The sequence below is a fragment of the Acaryochloris thomasi RCC1774 genome (assembly GCF_003231495.1).
In the GTDB taxonomy this organism is placed as follows: domain Bacteria; phylum Cyanobacteriota; class Cyanobacteriia; order Thermosynechococcales; family Thermosynechococcaceae; genus RCC1774.
In genome coordinates this window covers 1-19,192 of sequence record NZ_PQWO01000019.1, presented here as the reverse complement: position 1 = coordinate 19,192, position 19,192 = coordinate 1, and the positions used below count along the sequence as shown (strand labels likewise).

Genomic DNA, 19,192 nt, shown 5'->3' with positions numbered 1-19,192 from the left:
TGCTCTGAAAATATCAAAGTAGCTGGAAATCTATCTGGGAGATGGTTTTAATCTGTTTGTTCTTGTCGCTGGCCTCAATAAAATCTCGCGGTAGAATAATTTAGGCTTGATGAGAACGGTAGGCTGGCTGTTTCTCACTCGGCTTGTGCTAAGAAGGCTTTGTGAGTTCTGGTGGAGTTTTAGAGATGCGATCTCATCTAGTGCACTCTAATTTCCCTGTCTCAGTCTAGACTGCGTCTTCTTCTTGAAAGAATCGCTGTTAAATCGAGACGCTGTTTGTCCTATTTATGCAAGTCCAGCGCCCAGCAAAATAGTACCGGCGACGAAAGTCGAAAGCATGCCGTAAAAAGCGTACTTCGCCGTACTTGAAACGCCCTGCTGCAGTTGCTCCTCTGATTTCAGAGAAACTATAAATCTCTGCTTCTTCTCGGTGGGTTTTTCAATGGCTAGGCAGGTGTTCTCATAACTGCCGGATGGTCCTTGAGCGTCCGTTACCTGTCCTAGGACCAGAACTTTTTGGTCCAATGGCAAAATAGATTCTCGATAGCGATAGCCCAAGGTGCGACGACCGGCTCTATCCCCTCCGATTGATAGCGAAAAGCCCCCAAAGGAGAGGGAGCTATTCATTGATGACTCTGCCCGAAACTCATCGAGAATTGAAACCGTTTCAATTGACGCATCGCTTGGATTGACCAGAATCTCGCCTGTACTGTCGCTCAGCATAAAAGGCGTGGATCGCTGATTCTGAGAGACGATTTCAGAGCTTCGTTCCGTTTCTTGTCTCGTTCGTCCTTCGTCATCGCGCTTGGTAACGGTTTCTTCGTACTCGCGCTCCACCGTCATTTTGTAGTAGACGCAGGGAACCTGCTTTAGTTCAGAGGTCAGAGGGCGAGCGCACTGGATATCGCCACGAACTTTGACATAGTCGCGCCAGCTCCCAGATCCGATTTCAGCCGCAATCTCTTGAGCTGTGCGCTGCAGATCGGCAATTGTGCCGTGACGCGCCTGTCGAATACTGGCTAACTTTTGCTTGGCATTGCGTTGGACAAAGAACAACACAACACTGACTACAAGCAAAATTCCGCCAACAATTGCCATTGTGTGCTCCACAGACTCTACTGCTTATAGGCTACCCATCTCCCTTCTTCGCAGTTCATGCTGAGCAAGAAGGCCTCTCATTGTGATGCTGCTGGAGAGAGCTTCAGGTAGTTGCTGACACTCTCTTCTAATCTGTTAACCCTCAGGTAAAGGGATTGCAGTATGATCGGGTTGCTGTCTAAATGCTTCAATTCATGCAGACCCTGTCACAGCCTGTTGCCAGTCCTCTCGAACACGTTGACACTACGATCCCGCGTCGAAAAACCCGAGCCGTGCCTGTGGGTAACATTACCATTGGCGGTGGACAGCCTGTCGTTGTGCAATCAATGATTAATGAAGACACCTTAGATATAGAAGGATCTGTCGCAGCGATTCGTCGCCTCCATGAGCTGGGCTGCGAGATTGTCCGGGTCACGGTGCCCAGTATGGGACACGCTAAGGCGCTAGCAGAAATTAGACAAAAGCTGATTGACACCTATCAAGCTGTGCCGTTGGTGGCAGATGTTCACCATAACGGTATGAAGATTGCCCTCGAAGTTGCCAAGCATGTCGATAAGGTGCGGATTAATCCGGGGCTATACGTCTTTGAAAAACCGAGAAGCGATCGCACTGAGTTTACGCAGGCTGAGTTTGACGATGTTGGTAACAAGATCCGCGAAACCCTAGAGCCGCTGGTGATTTCTCTGCGAGATCAAAATAAGGCGATGCGAATTGGCGTTAATCATGGCTCCCTAGCTGAGCGGATGCTGTTTACCTACGGCGACACTCCCGAAGGCATGGTGGAGTCGGCCCTTGAGTTTATTCGTATTTGTGAATCACTCGACTTTAGAAATCTCGTGATTTCCCTGAAAGCCTCCCGTGTCCCGGTGATGCTTGCCGCCTATCGCTTGATGGCAAAGCGCATGGATGCTGAAGGCATGGACTACCCTTTACATCTCGGCGTTACCGAAGCCGGTGATGGCGAATATGGTCGAATCAAGTCCACTGCAGGCATCGGCACATTATTAGCTGAAGGGATTGGAGACACGCTGCGGGTCTCGTTGACTGAAGCCCCGGAGAAAGAAATCCCGGTTTGCTACAGCATTCTGCAGGCATTGGGTCTCCGCAAGACGATGGTGGAATACGTTGCCTGTCCTTCCTGTGGGCGGACTCTATTTAATTTGGAAGAGGTATTACATAAAGTCCGTGAGGCGACCAATCATCTCACGGGGCTGGATATCGCCGTGATGGGCTGTATTGTTAACGGTCCAGGTGAAATGGCGGATGCGGACTATGGCTATGTGGGCAAGCAACCGGGCTATATCTCGCTCTATCGAGGTCGCGACGAAGTAAACAAAGTCCCTGAAGATCAGGGAGTCGCAGCCCTTATTGATCTGATTAAGTCAGATGACCGTTGGGTTGACCCTGAGTAAAGAGAGCTGAGTGCAAAGAAAAAGTCTGTGCTAATTCCCTTCTGAAGAGGATGGACATAGATTGCTCTGTTCATCCTTTAAGTTATGGGCGAGATAGTTGTGCGCCCACGTACACGCATAGTTCAGTTCATCTAAAGCTTTAATTTTTGACCAGTTCCAGAGATGTACGGTTTGGTCTTCCCCTGCGGAAATGATAGTTTGACCGTCTGGGCTAAAGGTGAGCGATCGCACTGCAGCATCGTGGGTTAAAGAACGCAGCAACGTTCCATCCGTGCGCCAAACCTTTACAGTACCGTCCATTGATGCAGAAGCTAATAGCTTTCCATCGGGATGGAAAGCAACGTCCCGGACGCTAGAATCGTGACCGATAAATGTTCTGACTAGGGTTCCGTCTAGCTGCCAGAGTTTGAGTGTATTGTCATTTGAGGCAGAGATAAGGTGAGGTGAGGTGGGACTAAAGGCTAAGCCGCGGACCGTATCAGTATGTCCCTTTAAGGTTGCCTTTAAGGAACCATCGCGGTGCCAGATTTTGGCCGTTGTATCTGCTGAGCCGGAGGCGAGTAAGTCATCTCTGTCGTTAAAGGTGACGGTGCGGAGCATCGCAGTATGGCCTTTGAGAACCTGAGTCGGTTGATTGGGGAATTGCCCCTGTTGATTCCGCTGCCAGAGTTTGACAGTTTTGTCGCTGGTTGCGATCGCAACCCTCTCTCCATCGGCGCTAAAGGCCACTCGCCACAGTGGTTTATCCACCTTCAATGTTTGCAAAAGAGTGCCGTTTAGATCCCAAAATTTCGCTAGGCCGTCCCGCGCAACCGTGACAAATTGCTTCCCATCGGGGGTAAAAGCAACCCCGTGAATAGGAGCTCTATGGGCTTTTGGACCCTTGATGTGGAGGTACGGCAAGGGTGAAAATTTCCCCTTTGGTCCCTGCTTCCACAGCAAAATGCCGCTGCCAGGACCCACTGTTGCCACGGATCGACCATCTGCACTCATTGCTAGGTTCGGAATGAAATCAGTATTGCCCACGAGTTGGGTCAGGAGCGGATTCTGAAGCTGCCAGAGCCGAACGGTGCCATCCTCTGAAGCTGAGGCAATTTGCCGCCCGTCTGGGGTGAAATCAATGCTCCATACCGATGCCCGGTGTCCCTCAAAGGTCTTCAGCAGTTCGCCGTGCGTTTGCCACACCTTGACGGTCTTGTCGCCTGCCACCGATGCAACCTGTTGACCATCAGGACTGAAGGTAACATCGCGGACCAGAGCCTGATGTCCCGTAAACGTTTTGTAGGAACGACCATCGATATGAATGAGTCGAACTGTTTTATCAATGCAGGCTGCAGCAATCAGTTGCCCATCTGGACTAACCGTGAGGCGATGAATTGGCCGGCCCACATGGGGGAGTGTTTTGTTGAGTTTGCCATCTCGTCCCCAAATCTGTAGTGGATGATTCTTTCCAGAGGTGACGAACCATTGGCTGTCTGGGCTAAAGCCCGCTGCTCCTTTCTTGGGAATGTCCTGAACTAGGGTTCCATCAACGCCCCATAATTTGATGCCTTGCTTGGAGGAACTAGAGGCAATCAAGGTGCCATCAGGACTGATTTGAACACCCGTGACTCCCTCCCTATGGCCAGAGAAGGTCCGAATAAGAGTGCCGTCTAACCGCCACATTTTGACGGTCCGATCGGCAGAAGCTGTGAGTATGTATTGCTGGTCTGGGCTGAAGGTAATGTCGTTAATCCTGGATGAGTGTCCGGTCCACGTCTTGACGACCGTTCCATCTTGTCTCCAAAGGTAGATCAAACCGTTGGATAGGCCACTGACAATGAATTGACCGTCAGGACTCGTCGAAACGGCTCTGGCTCCAGTGACGGTGGGCAAACGGTTTGCTTCTTCTAGGCCGTAAAGAGTCTGGCGAAGAACGGTTTGGCTCTGCTGCTGTAGTGGTTTGTCTTTTAGCAATTGCGCTTTACGCGTCGCTGAAATAGCCAGAGTTAAGGCCTCTAGTTGACGATGAGAGTCGAAGTTTCCTTCAGCGGAGGACATCAGTGCCTTAACTTCGCTGACCCTAGCCGTTTGGGCATGGCGACGGGCCTGCCGATTTTGCAGGAAGGTGGCTCCCCCCAAGCCCAATGCTCCTAAAAAAGCAAGGGTCAATAGGACTGAAAAGCGGCGCTGTTGTTTAACGACTCTCTTTTCCTGGATCAGTTGGGCTTCGATGGCTTTGACGCGATCGGCTTCGAGCGCTTGCTGAACTTGGTTGCGATCGCACTCCACTGAGTCTGCTAAAAACTGATAGTCCAGATCGCTCAGCCGTTTCCCCTGAGACCAAAGCTGAGCATCTTTGAGGGCCTGCCCGCGCAGCAGCCGAGATTCATCTGTTTTTGCTGACTCGACCCAGGTCGCTAGTAGTCTTGCATAGGGCCGTAGTTGGGCCAATTGATTCTCCACCCAGGTTAAATCAAAGACGGCTGCATAGATTTCATTTTTGACCTGGAGCTGCCCATAAGACCGAATGACTAAACCTGACAGCACTAATTCAACTTGATCACGACTGTCATCACTGGGAACAGTCTTGCCTTGACGAATCTGCTGATACAGTCCCAAACGACGCCCCACGGCTCCTTGGTCCATCAACACTCGATTGCGGATTGTTCGCAGATGTTCTGGCTCATCCTGCGATTCCCATTCTGAGATGATGTGTTGCTGAACGATTTGCTCGACCCAGTAGCTCTCTGTTCCTGGCGGGATGGATAAGCCACCGCTTACTGCATCTTGGCTAGACTGAATCACGAGCTGACAGAGCTTTTGCGTTAAGAATGGCTGTCCGTTGGTCCAGTGAAGGACGGCTTTGAGGATTTCAGAGTTGCTGCCCTTATAGAGCGGTAGGGTCTGAGCTAGGGTTTGAGACTGCTCTAGGGTAAAGCCGCTTAGGTGAATGGAGGTGCCGATATTGAAGGGGGTGCGGTTGCGATCGCAAATCAAATCCGAGGGCGTAGCCACCCCAAAAATCGCAAAATTAATCCGCTCATAGCTGGGATCAATCGCTCGCTGGTTATAGCAAAAGCGGATCAGGGCAAAAAAGTCATCGACCGAAAACGGCAGGCTCAGAATGCTGTCAATTTCATCAATGAAAATCACCAGGTTCTGATCAGGAAACTGAGGCAGCAGAACATCTCCAATGAAGCGACTGAAGCGCTGGAGTAGTGAAATATCTGCTTCTTCTTGCCACCAGCTTTGGAAATCAAAAACTTTGCGGAGCTTAAAACTGCGGCAGAGATCTTTAATGATGCCCTTGTACCACTGCAGCGGAGAGATATTTTCGCTCCCCAGATTCGTCATGTCGATCACGGCGCATCGGTAGCCCTGCTGCTGCAGCCGATGTCGGGTGTTCACCAACAGCGATGATTTGCCCATCTGGCGAGCATTAAGAACGTAGCAGAATGAATTCTGCCGTAGCGCTTCGTATAAATCTTCATCCGCCTGTCGTGCGATATAGCTGGGTGCGTTGGCCGTCAGGCTACCGCCAATTTGATAGCGCATGGCCTATCCTGAGGAGGAGTGAGTGTAGATGCGGTCTCGCCCTTCCTTTTTAGCTCGATAGAGTGCCTTATCTGCAGCCTGAATCAGCTTTTCAGGGCTACCCTCCGATCCAGGAACAACGCTGATAACGCCAATACTGACCGTCACAATGCCCGCCTCAAGGCTAGAGGTTTCGTGGGCAATCTCAAGCAATCCTAGCTGAATCCGAATTTCCTCGGCGAGTCTGGCTGAGGTTTGAGCATTTGTGAGGGGTAGAACCACGGCGAACTCTTCACCACCGTAGCGAGCGACCAAATCAGAAGAGCGTTTGGCACAGCGCTGGAGAACTTGAGCTACCTGCTGCAGGCACTGATCCCCTGCTGGATGGCCGTAGGTATCGTTGTATTGCTTGAAGTGATCAACATCTAGTAAAAGTAGACCCAGTGGAGCCTTGATCTCCGTCAGATTCTTCCACTGAGAATCAAGATAATCATCAAAAGAACGACGATTTGCAATCTGTGTGAGACCGTCTAGGTTCACTAATGCTCTGAGATGAATATTCTCTTGCTCAAGCTGCTCAAGCCGAATCCGCCACTCATCGACTGGACCTAACTTTTGCTGTGCAAAGTACAGGCGGTAAAGCTCACATGAAATGATGCATCGGTTCCCTCTCAGAAGTACAAGCCCTAGACGATTAAGCTTGTGGGCCAAGATTGTCTCAAGCTCCACGCTATCGATAGAAGTGACGACTTTTTTGAAAGCTTGCGCTAGAGCCGGCTGTTGCTGCAGCGTTTTTAGCAGCCCTCTCAGATGCTGATTATAAATCCCCCCCTGAGTAGGAGCCTCTTCCAACACCTTTGCTAAGGTCATATTTTGTTGGCTGATGTGGTACATTGCTAGCCTCACCAGATACGGATGGCCGCTAACCATCTCCATGAGCGGTCGAGCCAGATTTTGGTCCCAATCGAGTCCGTGGCGATGCGCCAAAGTCTGAATATCTTTTAAGGAGAACGGCGATAGCTGCAGCGGTAGCCCAACGTTAAACGGAGACTGATGCACCTGCAGAGGCACATAGACATCTGTGGCATGGAGGACAATCAGCCGTAATTTCTGAAATGCTTCAGCCTGTTTACCCTGTTCATGCCAGAACCGCAGCATGGGCAAAAATTCTTGCGCAATTTTAGGGTGCTCGAAGATCTGCTCGACATGACTGAGAGCCAAAACGATCTCACTCTCAATGGCTTCCAGTAAATACTCTTCAAAATAGAGCGTGCAGCTTAGCTTAGCCCCAATCTCTGGATCCCAGTACTGATCGAGACAGGCTGCTTGCTTCAACTGCCGTGCTACATTCGCACAAAACCAGCGGAGAAATTTATCTAAGCTTGTGTAAACGGATTGCTCTGCCGTCTGAAAGTTGACCCTGACCGTCTGGTAATCCTGAACCTTGGCATAGGCCATTAATCGCAATAGAAGCGAGCGTTTCCCCATTCCTTGAGGAGCCTGGATGCGGATCAAACTACCGGGTTGGTCAAGCTCTTGATAGGCTAGCTGCTCAATATTAGAACGCTTGATATAAAGCGATGAACTGAGTGGAACGGCCCCTCCGGGGAACTCAATCTTTGGTAACCGCCCTCCAGAGAAAGATTGTCTCGCCCTATCCATCGCAGAAAGGTCCATACCTAAGTTCTTAAATTGCTCGGGCGGCTGACATCTTGAATAAGCTTTAGTAATCGCCTGTTCCATTACGTCTGTGATGGCTCTCTGATAGCTAGACAACTAGAGGAAACGTTCAGGGTGAGTACGGTTGACAGTTGCCCCTAGTATTCCCAACTTCGCTAAGGAACTCAATTTATCTCCACGTCATTGGCTAGTGAGGGGGATGATGCCGATGCGGGGAACCGTGAGGTGGCGAAAACGGATGATGATGCCCAGAAGGCGGAAAGGGCGGTCGCCGCCCGCCTGCTGATGGCCGATGATTCTGATCTAAGCGTTGTTGGGGCTGTTGCTTTATGTGGGCCGCAGGACGTGACTTTGGACGGGATGGAAACTGTCTCAGTCCAGCAGATTTTTGATGTCTAAAGCTGATATCAGGAGTGCCGCGAAAACAACGGGGAATGAAAGGAAACGTCGTCGTGATGAAGTAGTGATAGATCCCCTGTGGATACTCAGGGGTTTTTCCCTGACGTCCATTACACTGATCGAGATTGCCTAGCCCAGCTATAAATTCGTGGTCCTGAACAAAGGTGCCATCATAGCGTCCTCCTGGGCCACTGGGGCGTTGTCCTTGCTTAACTCGGTAGCTTGAGACTGCTGCAGTGTTTCCAGATGAAGCGTAGATAGGAAAGCCATCTGCAGCATACCCGATGAAGATGATGGGCTGATCGCGACCTTGCTGCTGGATAAGACCTAGCGGCAAGCCGTGGTAATGATAAGCACCCGTTGGCTGAACGTGAGCATGGCTTTGATCAATCCCAAGATTAATGCGGCCTGATAGGGCTTCATAGCGCCATTCTGCTTTATTCTGTGCACTAAAAGCATGGCTGGGTCCCTGAGATGTCCAAACCTCTGCTGTTCCTGGATCCAAAGGAATACCATTGAGTGCGACACCAAACAGGCTCCCACGCAGTGCCGTTATTTGGGTTGCTAATTTGGGGGTTGTCGGTACTCGAAATCGATAGGTTTGCGGCGAGATGCTATTGGGATTGCCAGGATTGGGAAATGAACCATGGGTATGATCTGGAATGCCGTTAGCGTATATGTAGCGGCTGTCCCCTTCCAGTTGGATTCTGACCTGATTCGTATTGACAGAAGCCTGACTCAGTTTTTGCGTTGAATACTTGTGATTGTGAGAAGTTGTGTCACCGTAGGTTTCTCCGCTAGTGGAAAAAGTAAGAATAACCGACAGCAGTAATCGACCCGATTGCCGACCGATGCTCACGAGACACTCCTGGCTAACGTGCATAGGGATTTTCTTCTCTTGGGGGTGCTTTTAGAGTGCCCCCAAGAGAAGAAAAACTTCGAGATGTTTCTGTCTTTTCTGCTGCTCTAAACTATATAGAAGACTCAACTGACCTGTTCACAAGAAGTAGGCTTTCAATCCAGACAGCTACGCTACAGCACTCAACTCGGGGTCAGGATAGCATCGGAAGCTCCCAACGAAAAGGCTTTTGGATTAAATGCTGAATGATGACCCACTTGAGAGTTAAGGGTAACCACTCTTCGTCTGAGAAAAATTTTGTAAAGGCCCTTCGGCACTAGCAGCCACCATACTGTAAAGCTTAGGCCTGCTAATTTGTGTCTTGCCCTTTCGATGCAAGGTACCCTTTCGAGAGCCAGCTACAGGGCGACTTAGGGGGGATCAGTGCCGAGTAGGCGTCCATCCTAGCCTCGGAGAAATGGATCGTCAAGGGACTCTGAAATCGATCTGTGAATATATAGAAACAATCGCGGAATTGAAAGGGGTCGAGTGCAACAGTAGAGTATAGGGTGTTGTCTTTTTGCTGTCGCATCTACTCTGCATTTCTTCAGCAAAGCTCAACCTATCTACCGTATTGTTGCTAAAAATCATGTTCCCCAAACATCGTCCCCGCAGGCTCCGCAGTCATCCGCAGCTGCGTCGCATGGTTCAAGAAACCGTCGTCACCACTAGTGACCTGATCTATCCTCTCTTTGCGGTACCAGGGGAAAGCGTTTCCCAAGAAGTGACATCGATGCCGGGAGTCTATCAGCTATCGGTGGACAAGATTGTAGAAGAAGCTAAAGAAGTCTACGACCTTGGCATCCCATCTATAATTCTGTTTGGGATTCCAGATGATAAGGACTCTGAAGCGACAGGGGCGTGGCATGATCACGGCATTGTGCAAAAGGCATCGGCAGCCGTCAAAGAGGCGGTGCCGGATCTGGTGGTGATTGTCGATACCTGTCTGTGCGAGTATACCCAGCACGGTCACTGCGGCTATTTAGAAACAGGCGACTTGACGGGGCGAGTTCTCAACGACCCGACGCTGGAGCTGCTGAAGAAAACGGCAGTGTCTCAAGCTAAGGCTGGGGCCGATATCATCGCTCCTTCGGGCATGATGGACGGGTTTGTGCAAGCGATTCGAGAGGGGCTAGATACCTCTGGATTTGAGGATTTGCCGATTCTTTCCTATGCCGCTAAGTACTCTTCTGCCTACTACGGACCTTTCCGAGATGCGGCGGATTCAGCGCCTCAGTTTGGCGACCGCCGCACCTATCAGATGGATCCGGCTAATTCTAGAGAAGCGATCAAAGAGATCGAGCTAGACCTCCACGAAGGAGCCGACATGCTGATGGTGAAACCTGCCTTGGCCTATATGGATATCATTTGGCAGGTAAAGCAGGCCTGCAATGTGCCGGTGGCGGCCTATAACGTGTCGGGTGAGTATTCGATGGTGAAGGCTGCAGCCCTCAACGGCTGGGTTGACGAAGAACGAGTGGTCATGGAAACGCTGACCAGCTTTAAGCGAGCGGGCGCAGACCTAATCTTGACCTACCACGCTAAAGATGCGGCTCGCTGGCTAGAGTCGCAATAGGTTTTGTGCTCATTGAGTGGGCTGAATCATGCCTTTGCTAGCAGCGATGGAAGTATCCCAGTTGCACTTGGCCCTCATTCCCCAGCCCCTTCTTCCAACCTTGGAAGAAGAGGGGAACAAGATAAAAGTACTCAAAGTCCCTCGCCCAAAATTGGGAGAGGGACTTAAGGTGAGGGCCGTGCAATACTTGAGCGAAAGTAGGATGCTCCCATAGCGAGTAGCGATTGCGCAAGGAGAACTGTCCTCAGCAGATACTTTTAGCCTGCCTCTGTTGCTTATTATCGCAGAGGAAGCGAATGCTATTGTGAGTAGTGCTCTGACTATCGAAGCACTATGTCTCACTCTATTATCCATACCGATCATGCTCCGGCTCCCGTGGGGCCTTACAATCAGGCTGTTCAAGCTGCTGGGATGATCTTTGTCTCTGGGCAAATTGCGCTTGATCCCGTCAATGGGACGATCGTGGGGACAGGCGTGAGCCAACAAACTGAGCAAGTGATGAAGAACCTGGCGGCAGTGCTAGCAGCAGCAGGTGTGGGTTGGCCGCAGGTGGTGAAGACAACGGTTTTTCTGGCCGATATGAATGATTTCTCGACGGTCAATCAGATTTATGCACAGTACTTTGATGAGGCAACTGCCCCTGCCCGAGCCTGTGTTGAGGTGGCTCGGCTCCCGAAGGATGTGTTGGTGGAAATTGACTGTGTTGCGGTGGCCCATTAGCAACGAGTTGTCCAATTCCTGAAATAGGCCACCGCAAATCGCTAACGATTGCAGGTTTCCCACACTTCGGCGATGGTCTGAAGCGTTTCTTGTAGGGTCATGTTGCGTAGCGTTTCAGCATAGTGAAACTTCAAGCTGATGGCGAGCTGTTTGCTTTCTGCTGAGGCTTCATGGCCGTTGCCACGGGTATCTCTAATGCTTTTTTCGGTCATCATAGTTTTTGAGAGGGTGAGGTGGGTATGAGCAGTGGGGTGAATATTGAGTCCCTGAGGCCGAAAATGTTGACAAGCCAAAATGCTTTGACAATCAGCGTAGAGCTATCAGCAAAGCAGAAAGATATAACGGTCCCTGTTGGGATGAGTAAAGATGAATGGCCACGGTGGTGTGGCCGATGAACTTAATCCCCCCTTAAACTCAGCAAGTCAAGACGAAAATGTCATGAAGGTGCTGAAACAAGCATGATTGGATTACGTCACGCCTGTAATCAAACAGTACCGAATATTCACGTAGAGTCTCTTCAGTAATTACACGGAACTTATGTAAATTCCCTTGCTAAAGTTCTGTGACTCTACGGAGATGTTGTACTTTTGTGACTTCAATTGAGAGATTTAGGCCGAGGAGAGGTCTGAGAGTGGGCATATTATCGCGTACTCATGATTTGAGAAATTTGCGCTGTCAGCTGATCGATCTCGGAGTCTAGTGTTAAGTAGTGGACACAGGCCCGTACGCATTGGGGATCGGCAATTAACCGGACCATCATCTGATGGTGTTCGAGGTCTTGAACCAGCTTTCGGTGTTCTGCACATTGGAAGGAAACTAAGCCCGATTCAGGGGGAGCAGAGCGAAGACAATGGATACCAGGGATTTGACGCATCTGCTGCCATAGTTTTTGGCTCAGCTGTAGGATGCGCTGATAGCGATCTTGGGCGGTCCCCCATTGCTGCTGATGCTTTAGGGCTGCCGTCAGGCCGACAAACAGAGGATAGGCTGAGGTGGCAATTTCAAAGCGGCGGCCATCGGGTTGCCAGCCTGTGGGGTAACCGGAGGAACTAACGGTGACGCCGCGCCAGCCCATGTAAGTGGGTTCTAGCTTCTCTAAAGCGTTGGGACTGACGTAGAGTCCACCGAGGCCGTCGGGACCGCACCACCATTTGTGGCCGGTGAAGGCGTAGCAATCAACATCTAGTTCTGCGAGGGAGAGGGGGAGCACGCCCACGGACTGAGCGGCATCCACTAGGATTAAAATTTCGGGTTTTTGCTGTCGGCACGCCTGAATGAGGGACTGTAGCGGCAGAACTTGGCCAGTGTTCCAAAGAATATGGCTGATCGCCAGCATTTTGGTCTGAGGACGCAGGTGTTCAAGGACGGCTGCGATGGGATCACCTGCGTTGAGGGTTTCTAGGATAGGGCAAGTGGAAAATTCGATGCCGAAGCGACGCTGGAGCTGTTGGGCGGTGGCGATCACGCTGGGATGTTCGCAGTCTGATAGAAGTAGGTGATCTCCGGCTTTCCAATTAATGCCCCAGAGGGCGATGTTGCAGCCGGTGGAAACGGAGTCGGTGAGGGTAATGGTGCTGGAGGCGACGTTGAGTTCGGTTGCGATCGCATCCCTAGCTCCTTCAACCTGCTGCGTAATCCATTTATTAGAAGCCCCAGTAAAGGGTCCAATTTCCTGGACTTCAATATACGCTGATTGAATGGCATCCAAAGCAGGCTGAGAGAGTGGACCCTGGCCGCCATAGTTGAAATAGAGTTTATTCTGCAGGGCGGGAAACTGCTGCCGATGTTCTTCTAGCGTTTGTGTCTTTACAGACGAATGAGTCATATTTTCAGGATTCACGAAATAACTGCTCTAAGACGAGGGTTTGAGCCAGAGGCATTTGTCCGTAGGAAAATGCTGTGGGCGTTCCCTGAGAGACTTGGGGCTTCAATTGCTCGTAGATGTACGGACTGCCATAGATTACTAATCCCTGAAGCTGCTGGGCATTGAGCAAAAAGTCTAGCCAGGTCTGGACGACTTGAGACTGTTCGGCACTGCCGCGAAAGGGATTGCCTCGGACAAAAAGCTGCAGTAGCGTCGCCTCAAATTCCGAGTTGTTCAGAGCTGGATCGGGCGTGTGACTATCAACGAGCTGGACCTGATAGCCCTGCTTTTGTGGGATATCGACGGCGGGTGCCTTGCGACTGAGAACCGCGCAATTAAGCAGGTCATCGACAATAATTACGGTGCGCTGGCGATTGGATGGTGTGATCTGCCCCTGAACTTTGCTAGAGGCTTTGAGGATCTCAGCCGTTGCTGTGAGGGCTGCGGGGGCCGCGAGGGGATTGAGATTAATGGGGGGTGGAGGCTGGAGTTCCCAGGCATGTTGATGATCGTTCTCTTCAACGCTAAGAGCGGTGAGCTTTTTCTTGGCCTGCCAGATTCGTTCTAGAGATGCGTGAATGCGGTCTGCTGGAATGCGGCCTGTCTCGACAGCTTCGCAAATCGCTTTTATGGCTCCGGGTGGATCGGCGGGCATCATTAAGACATCGGCCCCGGCTTCCACCGCTAGGACTGCAGCTTCGTTGTCGCCGTATTGATTTGCGATCGCACCCATCACCAATGCATCGGTGACAATCAATCCCTCAAACCCAAGATTTTGCCGCAACTCCTGCGTCAAGATGCGGTCGGAGAGTGTTGCCGGATAGTTTTTGTCCAGTTCTGGAATCAGCAAATGCGCCGACATAATGCTGTCAACCTGGGATGCGATCGCATCTTTAAACGGCGGATACTCAACTTTTTGCAGTCGCTCCCTTGTATGGGGCACCACCGGCAGATCAAGGTGGGAGTCAGTCGCCGTATCACCATGCCCTGGGAAATGCTTCGCCGTCGTCAGCACTGGATGAGCTTGAGCACCGCGAATGAAAGCCGCCGCCAGTTTCCCCACCGTTTGCGGATCATCACCAAAGGCCCGCACATTAATCACGGGATTCTTGGGGTTATTGTTAACATCTACGACCGGAGCCAACACCCAATTAAGGCCAATCGCTAGAGCCTCTTGAGCCGTAACCGCCCCCATCTGTTCGGCATATCGTTGCGCCTGTTCTTGGTCAGGGATTGCAGCCAGCGCCATCGGTGGCGGGAACCAGGTCGCGCCCGAAAATCGCTGGCCCACGCCTTCTTCGATGTCAGCCGTCAAGAACAGCGGTAGCTTCGACCATTCCTGGAGCTGTTGACAGCGCAGCGCAATCTCAGCCGCGCTCCCTCCTAGAAGAATGACGCCCCCAACCCCGAGATCCTGAAGCCAGTGGCGGAGCGGTTTTGCTTGGGGTTCCCAGCTCGGATATTGAATCTGATGGTCAAAAAGATGACCAGAGGCTCGCACCACCAGCATCTGAGCAACTTGAGCTGCTAAAGATAGCTCGGAAAATTCGGGTAGCTGAGTCAAAGCTAAATCTGCCTAAATTTCTGTTTCTAGAGAAGGAGTAGAATCTTCCGCTACTTCGGGCTTGCGTTCTGCACCGATTTTATTGAGCAAAGAGACCATGCCCATGCCGCGCTCAAGGGAGCGATCCTCCTTAAAAATAATTTCGGGAGAGCGGCGCAGGCGAACCCGCTTTCCTAACTCTCGCCGTACGTAGCCTGCGGCTGAATCAAGCCCTTCCATTGTTTCGGCCTGGGCTTCTTCAGAACCATAAATACTGACGAACACGGTCGCGTGCTGTAAATCGCCGGAAACATCTACATCGGTGACGCTAATCATACCGGCCCCAACGCGCTCATCCTTGAGTTCATGGAGCAGCATCTGACTGACTTCCCGCCGGATCAGCTCGGCAACCTTTGAAACTCGACGTCCAGTGGCCATGATTGAATTCCTCTCTTACTGCACATCGCCCGATCCTCTTTTTCTCAAGGATCCCTGCCTAGTCTAGATCGGATAGCCCAGCATGGCGCGTAAGGTTAAGGTAACAAAGGCAAATCCACCTATAAAAAAGCCAATCAGGGCAACAGCAGTCACCGGATTTTTCATAAAAGGTGCCAAGGGCTTGAGGACGAACAGCAGCACACCTAGCATGATACCCGCTAAAAAACGCGGGTAGAGTAAGACGTTTTTGAAGAAATCACTCATGGGTTCTTGATCTCTGGTGACGCAGGAATTAGGTCTGATCTTAACCCAAAGCTCTAGTCTCAACTCATTTAGAGTTTGAAGGTCTAACTTTGCCCCGTAGAACCCAGTCTCTTGTGGCAAATCCAAGGAAGATACCCGCGATCAGTACTATCCAAAAGATAGAGGTGGACTGATCCTCTAGCCCACTATGGAGATTCATTCCAAAAACGCTTGAAAGAGCTGTCAGTGGCAGGAAAATCGCAGCTAGGATATTCAGGCGTTGTGCCGTTCGTACAGACTTTTGACTTAACCTTGCTTGTTCTTCAGCCTGCTTAGCTAGCGCATAATCCAGGGCATTTTTTGTGTCGTCATAAAGTAGTTCTAGGGTTCGGCTCAGATCAATCGCCGCATCTCGAAGGTCAATGATGTTGAGATCGTCAGAAATGGCTTCTCGCGCGGCCTGCAATGCTGCATAAAGGTTTGCTGTCGCTCGACTTAGAGGGCCAATATTTTCAAGCAGATGAAAGTAGTCTGCTGCTGTAGCAGCTTGCTCATACTGAGCTGTCAGTGCCTGTTCTGCATCACTGTAAGCTTTGACATGGCTGCGTAATTTTCCCAATCCATCACCACCCCCGCTATATTTCCAACTGCCGTTTGGGGTGCGCCAGAAGAAGAGACCTGTGCGTTTGCGACTTCCTTGCTTTGGGACTTTGTGCAGGATCAGTAACAAATGCTCCTCTGCTACCATTGCCCGTTGCTTGCCTGCTTCTTTTTGGCCTAGTCGTCGTTTTATTGCTTGGGGGAGTTCCCAGCCTGAAGGTACCGTCATAGAGGTGGCCTCAAAAACATTGCTCTGATTATGAGAATGCCCAAACTAGATCTGCTTATCGTGTGTCTGCCCAGACAGCATGATCGCCAACACTGATAGTTCCACCTTGCAGCACTTCACCACAGGCTCCGCCGCGCCAGTTTGGGTAGAGAGCAGCTTGCAGCCCTGGTAAAACTTCGTCCATCCGTTCGCAGGGTTTGGCTTCAGTGAAGATCCGTATGCGACACTCTCCAATCTGTAGGACGCGCTTGCGGCTCTTTGCTAGGTCGATGCCGCTCACCAATATATTGGCACGACGCACTGATGGATCTAGGCTCACACCTAGTTCTTGCATGACTTGCTGCCATACGGCTGCATCAAGAAGAGTGACCTGTCGCCGCCCTCGCTGGTTGGCGTTGCCTACGAGTCCTTGACTTGCGATCGCTTCTGCTTGCTGGACAGCATCCATTGGGCCGCGTTTGGCTCGCTTTATCCAGATCGCTTTGATGTTTTGACCGTTCATCTTTGCTTACCGACGACAGGCTTAATTAGGCCTTTGATAGAGCAATATTGTAGCGATAGGTTTCAGGACTTTTGCTCGATAGCTTAGCAATCATTAGACTTTGCTCTTCTGTTGATTTACTTTGCAGCAGCAAATCTGTCTCATTGAGAGCATGATCGGGAAAGTACATCTGAGTAATTAATTCGACGTAGCCCAATTTACTCACCTTGAAATGGAGATGCGGCGGGCGGGTCCAGCCTGCTGCTGCTGGATAAGTACCTGGATAAACTGTCTGAAAGCGAAATCCCCCCTCCCTGCCACTGGGAACAATTGCCCAGCCTTGAAAGCTGGGATCGAGTGGTGCGTCGTTAGGGTCACGGGGATGGCGGTAACGGCCTGCGCTGTTAGCCTGCCATAGATCTACGGTGGCATCCTCAAGGGGGACGCCATTGGTGTCAGTAATTTGCCCTTCGATAGTGATGATTTTGCCTTTGGCCTTTCCTTCTTTTCCTTCAATTTGAGTCAGGTCGAAATCTTTGTCCTTTTGGGCCATGACAGGATAAAAAGGACCTTCAATTTCGGATGGAGTCGGATTGATTTTTAGGATGGATTGTCCGTGCACCGACTTCCCAAAGACTGCCGAGGCTGTGCTTGCAAGACCCAGCTTCAAAAAAAATCTGCGGCTCTTATCTTTATTTTGCATGTCGGCCTGAAGTTACTGGAGTGAGTAATGGTTTAAGATACATAACGATTGGGCAGTGATCGAGCCAGTTCTTATCGTTGCTCTATTGCCTGTGAAGATAAAACGGTTCTGAAGTTCCTCCGTGTAAAAGGCATTGCCCACCTAAAAGAATTTGAGGCCTTATCCTCCTTGTGTGGATAAGGCCCAATGGTTATGATTGCCAGCTCAATAATTGAAACCTAGCGTTGCTCAATAGCTGTCTTCTTTTTTTATTTCTGACGCTAGGATTCAGGAATGTTGGCTGCTCATGCGTTTCGCGGAAGCAAAACTTTTTAGGTAATGCTGTGTATAGCGATCTAGGAGGTAATGTCCCGGCTATTTTTTTCAGCGTAGCTCCTGACTCGTAGGTGTGGTAAAAGATCTTTTTGATGCCTAGCTCTTCTCGCAGGAACCAAATTGTAGCAGCGAGCATAGCCTCATCCCACAGCTTGATATGAGGGAGCAGGACTTGATCTACATACTCTCTTACCTGGTTGACGCGAAGCAAAGACCCTCGAAAGTAGATAGAGTCAGATTTATGATCGGCAGCAGCTTTGCTTCTGAGAGCAAATCGGATCCAATCGTTCTGAATCTCTTCGATGAGGGCTTCGCCAGTATTGAGATCTAAATCAATGCGGGACCAAGCTAATGTATGGTGCCCACCATCTGAGATCGGATGGTCTTCGTATTCAAATGGATGAAAGTCGTCAGGTCTAATCAGCCGTTGGTAGGGACGATTGTGCTTGGAAGAGAAGTTGAGCTGCAGGACAAGATTCTTACCCTGCCGCGACATCTGATCGTAGTACTGATAACCACTTCCCCAGGTACCGAGGGTCAGCCGATAACACTCGCTTTGCAAAGGCCACTGTGAGTCAAAAATATCTTCTGATAGGATTTTACCCCCTGCGTTTGACATTGCCTGTTTAACGTTGGGTTTAGTGAGCAATTTGGAGAATGCTGAGGTTTGTATCTCGTGCTTTCTCTTCCCGGCTTTGACGAAATAGCTCAGCAACATGAGTGCATAACGATCTTTAAAGTAATAGAAAAGTGTTTTCCCTTGGGGAAGAGATTTGATGATATTTTCAGCTTCGAGGTACTGCATTTTTTAATAAAGACGAAAGGTTAAATGCTTGAAATGGACGCCGATTCAAAATGGCGCTAATGAAGGATGTGGCGTTCTGAACAAACGCTCCTGCAACCGGTGATTGCTAGCGGTAGACCTTCGCCTCTTATGCAGCAAGGTTTCAAAAATATCTGCGCATAGGTCAACTGAGGCCACCTGTAGGGGAGGCTAATGCTTGGCCCACACAGTTTGTGGCTCAGCTATATTGCTAGCTTTTAGTCCAAGAAGTTAAATCTCTTCGGAACCGGATGCTGCGTCTTAATGAATCAAGATCAAGGTTTTAAGGGACATAAGAATTCTTCGGCAATGATCCAGCCCATCGCTTAGCTTGCAGCCAAACTTGGGAATGTAGAGAGAACTCTCTCAGGACATTCAGCTTCAAACTTTCTGGATTTTTGAAAAGATTTTGGTGCGCCCAGCTTTTTGTGCTGCGATTCAGCATCCATTCTGGAGCCAAGAAAATGGCTTTCTCAGCTAACCTTCACATTGACTCGAGAAAGGCCAGATTCTTTGATGTGAATCGTTGGGTTGTGTCTGTAGTAGGTATCATTTTTTCTTGAACCACAGCTATGAATCTAGATTATCCTAATTAAGCTCAAACGCCCAGTCATATTCATCTCTGGTGGGTGCGTTAGCAACTCTAACTCTCTT

16 protein-coding genes and 1 riboswitch are annotated in these 19,192 nt (G+C 50.3%); of the genes, 3 read left to right on the top strand and 13 right to left on the bottom strand.

The annotated features are described in order from the left end of the window. Nucleotides 1-285: 285 nt before the first annotated feature. Nucleotides 286-1,098: an E3 ubiquitin ligase family protein gene (locus C1752_RS21955; protein ID WP_110988202.1), complete on the bottom strand. Its 813-nt coding sequence runs from the start codon at nucleotides 1,096-1,098 to the stop codon at nucleotides 286-288. A 194-nt stretch (nucleotides 1,099-1,292) separates the two neighbouring features. Between C1752_RS21955 and ispG the strand changes: the two genes are divergently transcribed. Then, entirely contained in the window at nucleotides 1,293-2,510 is a 1,218-nt protein-coding gene (ispG, locus tag C1752_RS21950) for a (E)-4-hydroxy-3-methylbut-2-enyl-diphosphate synthase (protein ID WP_110988251.1), read from the top strand. A gap of 30 nt (nucleotides 2,511-2,540) precedes the next feature. Here the strand turns inward: ispG and C1752_RS21945 are convergent, their stop codons facing one another. The 3 genes from C1752_RS21945 to C1752_RS21935 all read right to left on the bottom strand — a co-directional run bounded on the left by C1752_RS21945 (nucleotide 2,541) and on the right by C1752_RS21935 (nucleotide 8,988). Continuing rightward, entirely contained in the window at nucleotides 2,541-6,047 is a 3,507-nt protein-coding gene (locus C1752_RS21945; RefSeq protein ID WP_110988201.1) for an AAA-like domain-containing protein, read from the bottom strand. Nucleotides 6,048-6,050: 3 nt separating this feature from the next. Further along, the gene (locus C1752_RS21940; protein ID WP_199464482.1) at nucleotides 6,051-7,703 is read right to left on the bottom strand and encodes an AAA-like domain-containing protein; all 1,653 of its coding nucleotides are present in this window, start codon (nucleotides 7,701-7,703) and stop codon (nucleotides 6,051-6,053) included. A 190-nt stretch (nucleotides 7,704-7,893) separates the two neighbouring features. Continuing rightward, nucleotides 7,894-8,988 carry a YHYH protein gene (locus C1752_RS21935; RefSeq protein WP_110988200.1) on the bottom strand — a complete coding sequence of 365 codons (1,095 nt, stop codon included), beginning with the start codon at nucleotides 8,986-8,988 and terminating at the stop codon, nucleotides 7,894-7,896. Between the two features lie 285 nt (nucleotides 8,989-9,273). Next, nucleotides 9,274-9,358: riboswitch (cyclic di-GMP riboswitch) on the bottom strand. A 234-nt stretch (nucleotides 9,359-9,592) separates the two neighbouring features. Between C1752_RS21935 and hemB the strand changes: the two genes are divergently transcribed. Both hemB and C1752_RS21920 read left to right on the top strand, forming a co-directional pair. Further along, nucleotides 9,593-10,579 carry a porphobilinogen synthase gene (hemB, locus tag C1752_RS21930; protein WP_110988199.1) on the top strand — a complete coding sequence of 329 codons (987 nt, stop codon included), beginning with the start codon at nucleotides 9,593-9,595 and terminating at the stop codon, nucleotides 10,577-10,579. 333 nt (nucleotides 10,580-10,912) lie between these two features. After that, the gene (locus C1752_RS21920) at nucleotides 10,913-11,299 is read left to right on the top strand and encodes a Rid family detoxifying hydrolase (RefSeq protein WP_110988197.1); all 387 of its coding nucleotides are present in this window, start codon (nucleotides 10,913-10,915) and stop codon (nucleotides 11,297-11,299) included. Between the two features lie 41 nt (nucleotides 11,300-11,340). On the opposite strand, the gene C1752_RS28110 is transcribed toward C1752_RS21920, so the two are convergent. The 9 genes from C1752_RS28110 to C1752_RS21880 form a co-directional block, all read right to left on the bottom strand. Beyond that, complete coding sequence (locus tag C1752_RS28110) at nucleotides 11,341-11,592, bottom strand: hypothetical protein (RefSeq protein ID WP_146242398.1); 252 nt, start codon at nucleotides 11,590-11,592, stop codon at nucleotides 11,341-11,343. 347 nt (nucleotides 11,593-11,939) lie between these two features. Next, entirely contained in the window at nucleotides 11,940-13,124 is a 1,185-nt protein-coding gene (locus tag C1752_RS21915; protein ID WP_110988196.1) for an aminotransferase class V-fold PLP-dependent enzyme, read from the bottom strand. Nucleotides 13,125-13,128: 4 nt separating this feature from the next. Then, on the bottom strand, nucleotides 13,129-14,727 hold the full coding sequence (locus tag C1752_RS21910) for a glycoside hydrolase family 3 N-terminal domain-containing protein (protein ID WP_110988195.1): 1,599 nt from the start codon (nucleotides 14,725-14,727) through the stop codon (nucleotides 13,129-13,131). A 12-nt stretch (nucleotides 14,728-14,739) separates the two neighbouring features. After that, on the bottom strand, nucleotides 14,740-15,144 hold the full coding sequence (gene rbfA / locus C1752_RS21905) for a 30S ribosome-binding factor RbfA (RefSeq protein WP_110988194.1): 405 nt from the start codon (nucleotides 15,142-15,144) through the stop codon (nucleotides 14,740-14,742). 63 nt (nucleotides 15,145-15,207) lie between these two features. Then, entirely contained in the window at nucleotides 15,208-15,408 is a 201-nt protein-coding gene (locus tag C1752_RS21900) for a DUF751 family protein (RefSeq protein ID WP_110988193.1), read from the bottom strand. Nucleotides 15,409-15,472: 64 nt separating this feature from the next. Further along, the gene (locus tag C1752_RS21895) at nucleotides 15,473-16,216 is read right to left on the bottom strand and encodes a CorA family divalent cation transporter (protein WP_110988192.1); all 744 of its coding nucleotides are present in this window, start codon (nucleotides 16,214-16,216) and stop codon (nucleotides 15,473-15,475) included. A 55-nt stretch (nucleotides 16,217-16,271) separates the two neighbouring features. Beyond that, nucleotides 16,272-16,718, bottom strand: coding sequence for an MOSC domain-containing protein (locus tag C1752_RS21890; protein WP_110988191.1), 447 nt, complete (start codon nucleotides 16,716-16,718; stop codon nucleotides 16,272-16,274). Nucleotides 16,719-16,743: 25 nt separating this feature from the next. Then, complete coding sequence (locus tag C1752_RS21885) at nucleotides 16,744-17,400, bottom strand: dioxygenase family protein (RefSeq protein WP_110988190.1); 657 nt, start codon at nucleotides 17,398-17,400, stop codon at nucleotides 16,744-16,746. A 190-nt stretch (nucleotides 17,401-17,590) separates the two neighbouring features. Further along, on the bottom strand, nucleotides 17,591-18,334 hold the full coding sequence (locus tag C1752_RS21880; protein WP_146242397.1) for a hypothetical protein: 744 nt from the start codon (nucleotides 18,332-18,334) through the stop codon (nucleotides 17,591-17,593). Between the last annotated feature and the right edge of the window lie 858 nt (nucleotides 18,335-19,192).

Excerpts from the sequence above, each read along its gene's own strand:
- C1752_RS21955 (WP_110988202.1), bottom strand. The coding sequence starts at position 1,098 with ATGGCAATTGTTGGCGGAATTTTGCTTGTAGTCAGTGTTGTGTTGTTC.
- ispG (WP_110988251.1), top strand. The coding sequence starts at position 1,293 with ATGCAGACCCTGTCACAGCCTGTTGCCAGTCCTCTCGAACACGTTGAC.
- C1752_RS21945 (WP_110988201.1), bottom strand. The coding sequence starts at position 6,047 with ATGCGCTATCAAATTGGCGGTAGCCTGACGGCCAACGCACCCAGCTAT.
- C1752_RS21940 (WP_199464482.1), bottom strand. The coding sequence starts at position 7,703 with ATGGACCTTTCTGCGATGGATAGGGCGAGACAATCTTTCTCTGGAGGG.
- C1752_RS21935 (WP_110988200.1), bottom strand. The coding sequence starts at position 8,988 with ATGCACGTTAGCCAGGAGTGTCTCGTGAGCATCGGTCGGCAATCGGGT.
- hemB (WP_110988199.1), top strand. The coding sequence starts at position 9,593 with ATGTTCCCCAAACATCGTCCCCGCAGGCTCCGCAGTCATCCGCAGCTG.
- C1752_RS21920 (WP_110988197.1), top strand. The coding sequence starts at position 10,913 with ATGTCTCACTCTATTATCCATACCGATCATGCTCCGGCTCCCGTGGGG.
- C1752_RS21915 (WP_110988196.1), bottom strand. The coding sequence starts at position 13,124 with ATGACTCATTCGTCTGTAAAGACACAAACGCTAGAAGAACATCGGCAG.
- rbfA (WP_110988194.1), bottom strand. The coding sequence starts at position 15,144 with ATGGCCACTGGACGTCGAGTTTCAAAGGTTGCCGAGCTGATCCGGCGG.
- C1752_RS21900 (WP_110988193.1), bottom strand. The coding sequence starts at position 15,408 with ATGAGTGATTTCTTCAAAAACGTCTTACTCTACCCGCGTTTTTTAGCG.
- C1752_RS21895 (WP_110988192.1), bottom strand. The coding sequence starts at position 16,216 with ATGACGGTACCTTCAGGCTGGGAACTCCCCCAAGCAATAAAACGACGA.
- C1752_RS21890 (WP_110988191.1), bottom strand. The coding sequence starts at position 16,718 with ATGAACGGTCAAAACATCAAAGCGATCTGGATAAAGCGAGCCAAACGC.
- C1752_RS21885 (WP_110988190.1), bottom strand. The coding sequence starts at position 17,400 with ATGCAAAATAAAGATAAGAGCCGCAGATTTTTTTTGAAGCTGGGTCTT.
- C1752_RS21880 (WP_146242397.1), bottom strand. The coding sequence starts at position 18,334 with ATGTCAAACGCAGGGGGTAAAATCCTATCAGAAGATATTTTTGACTCA.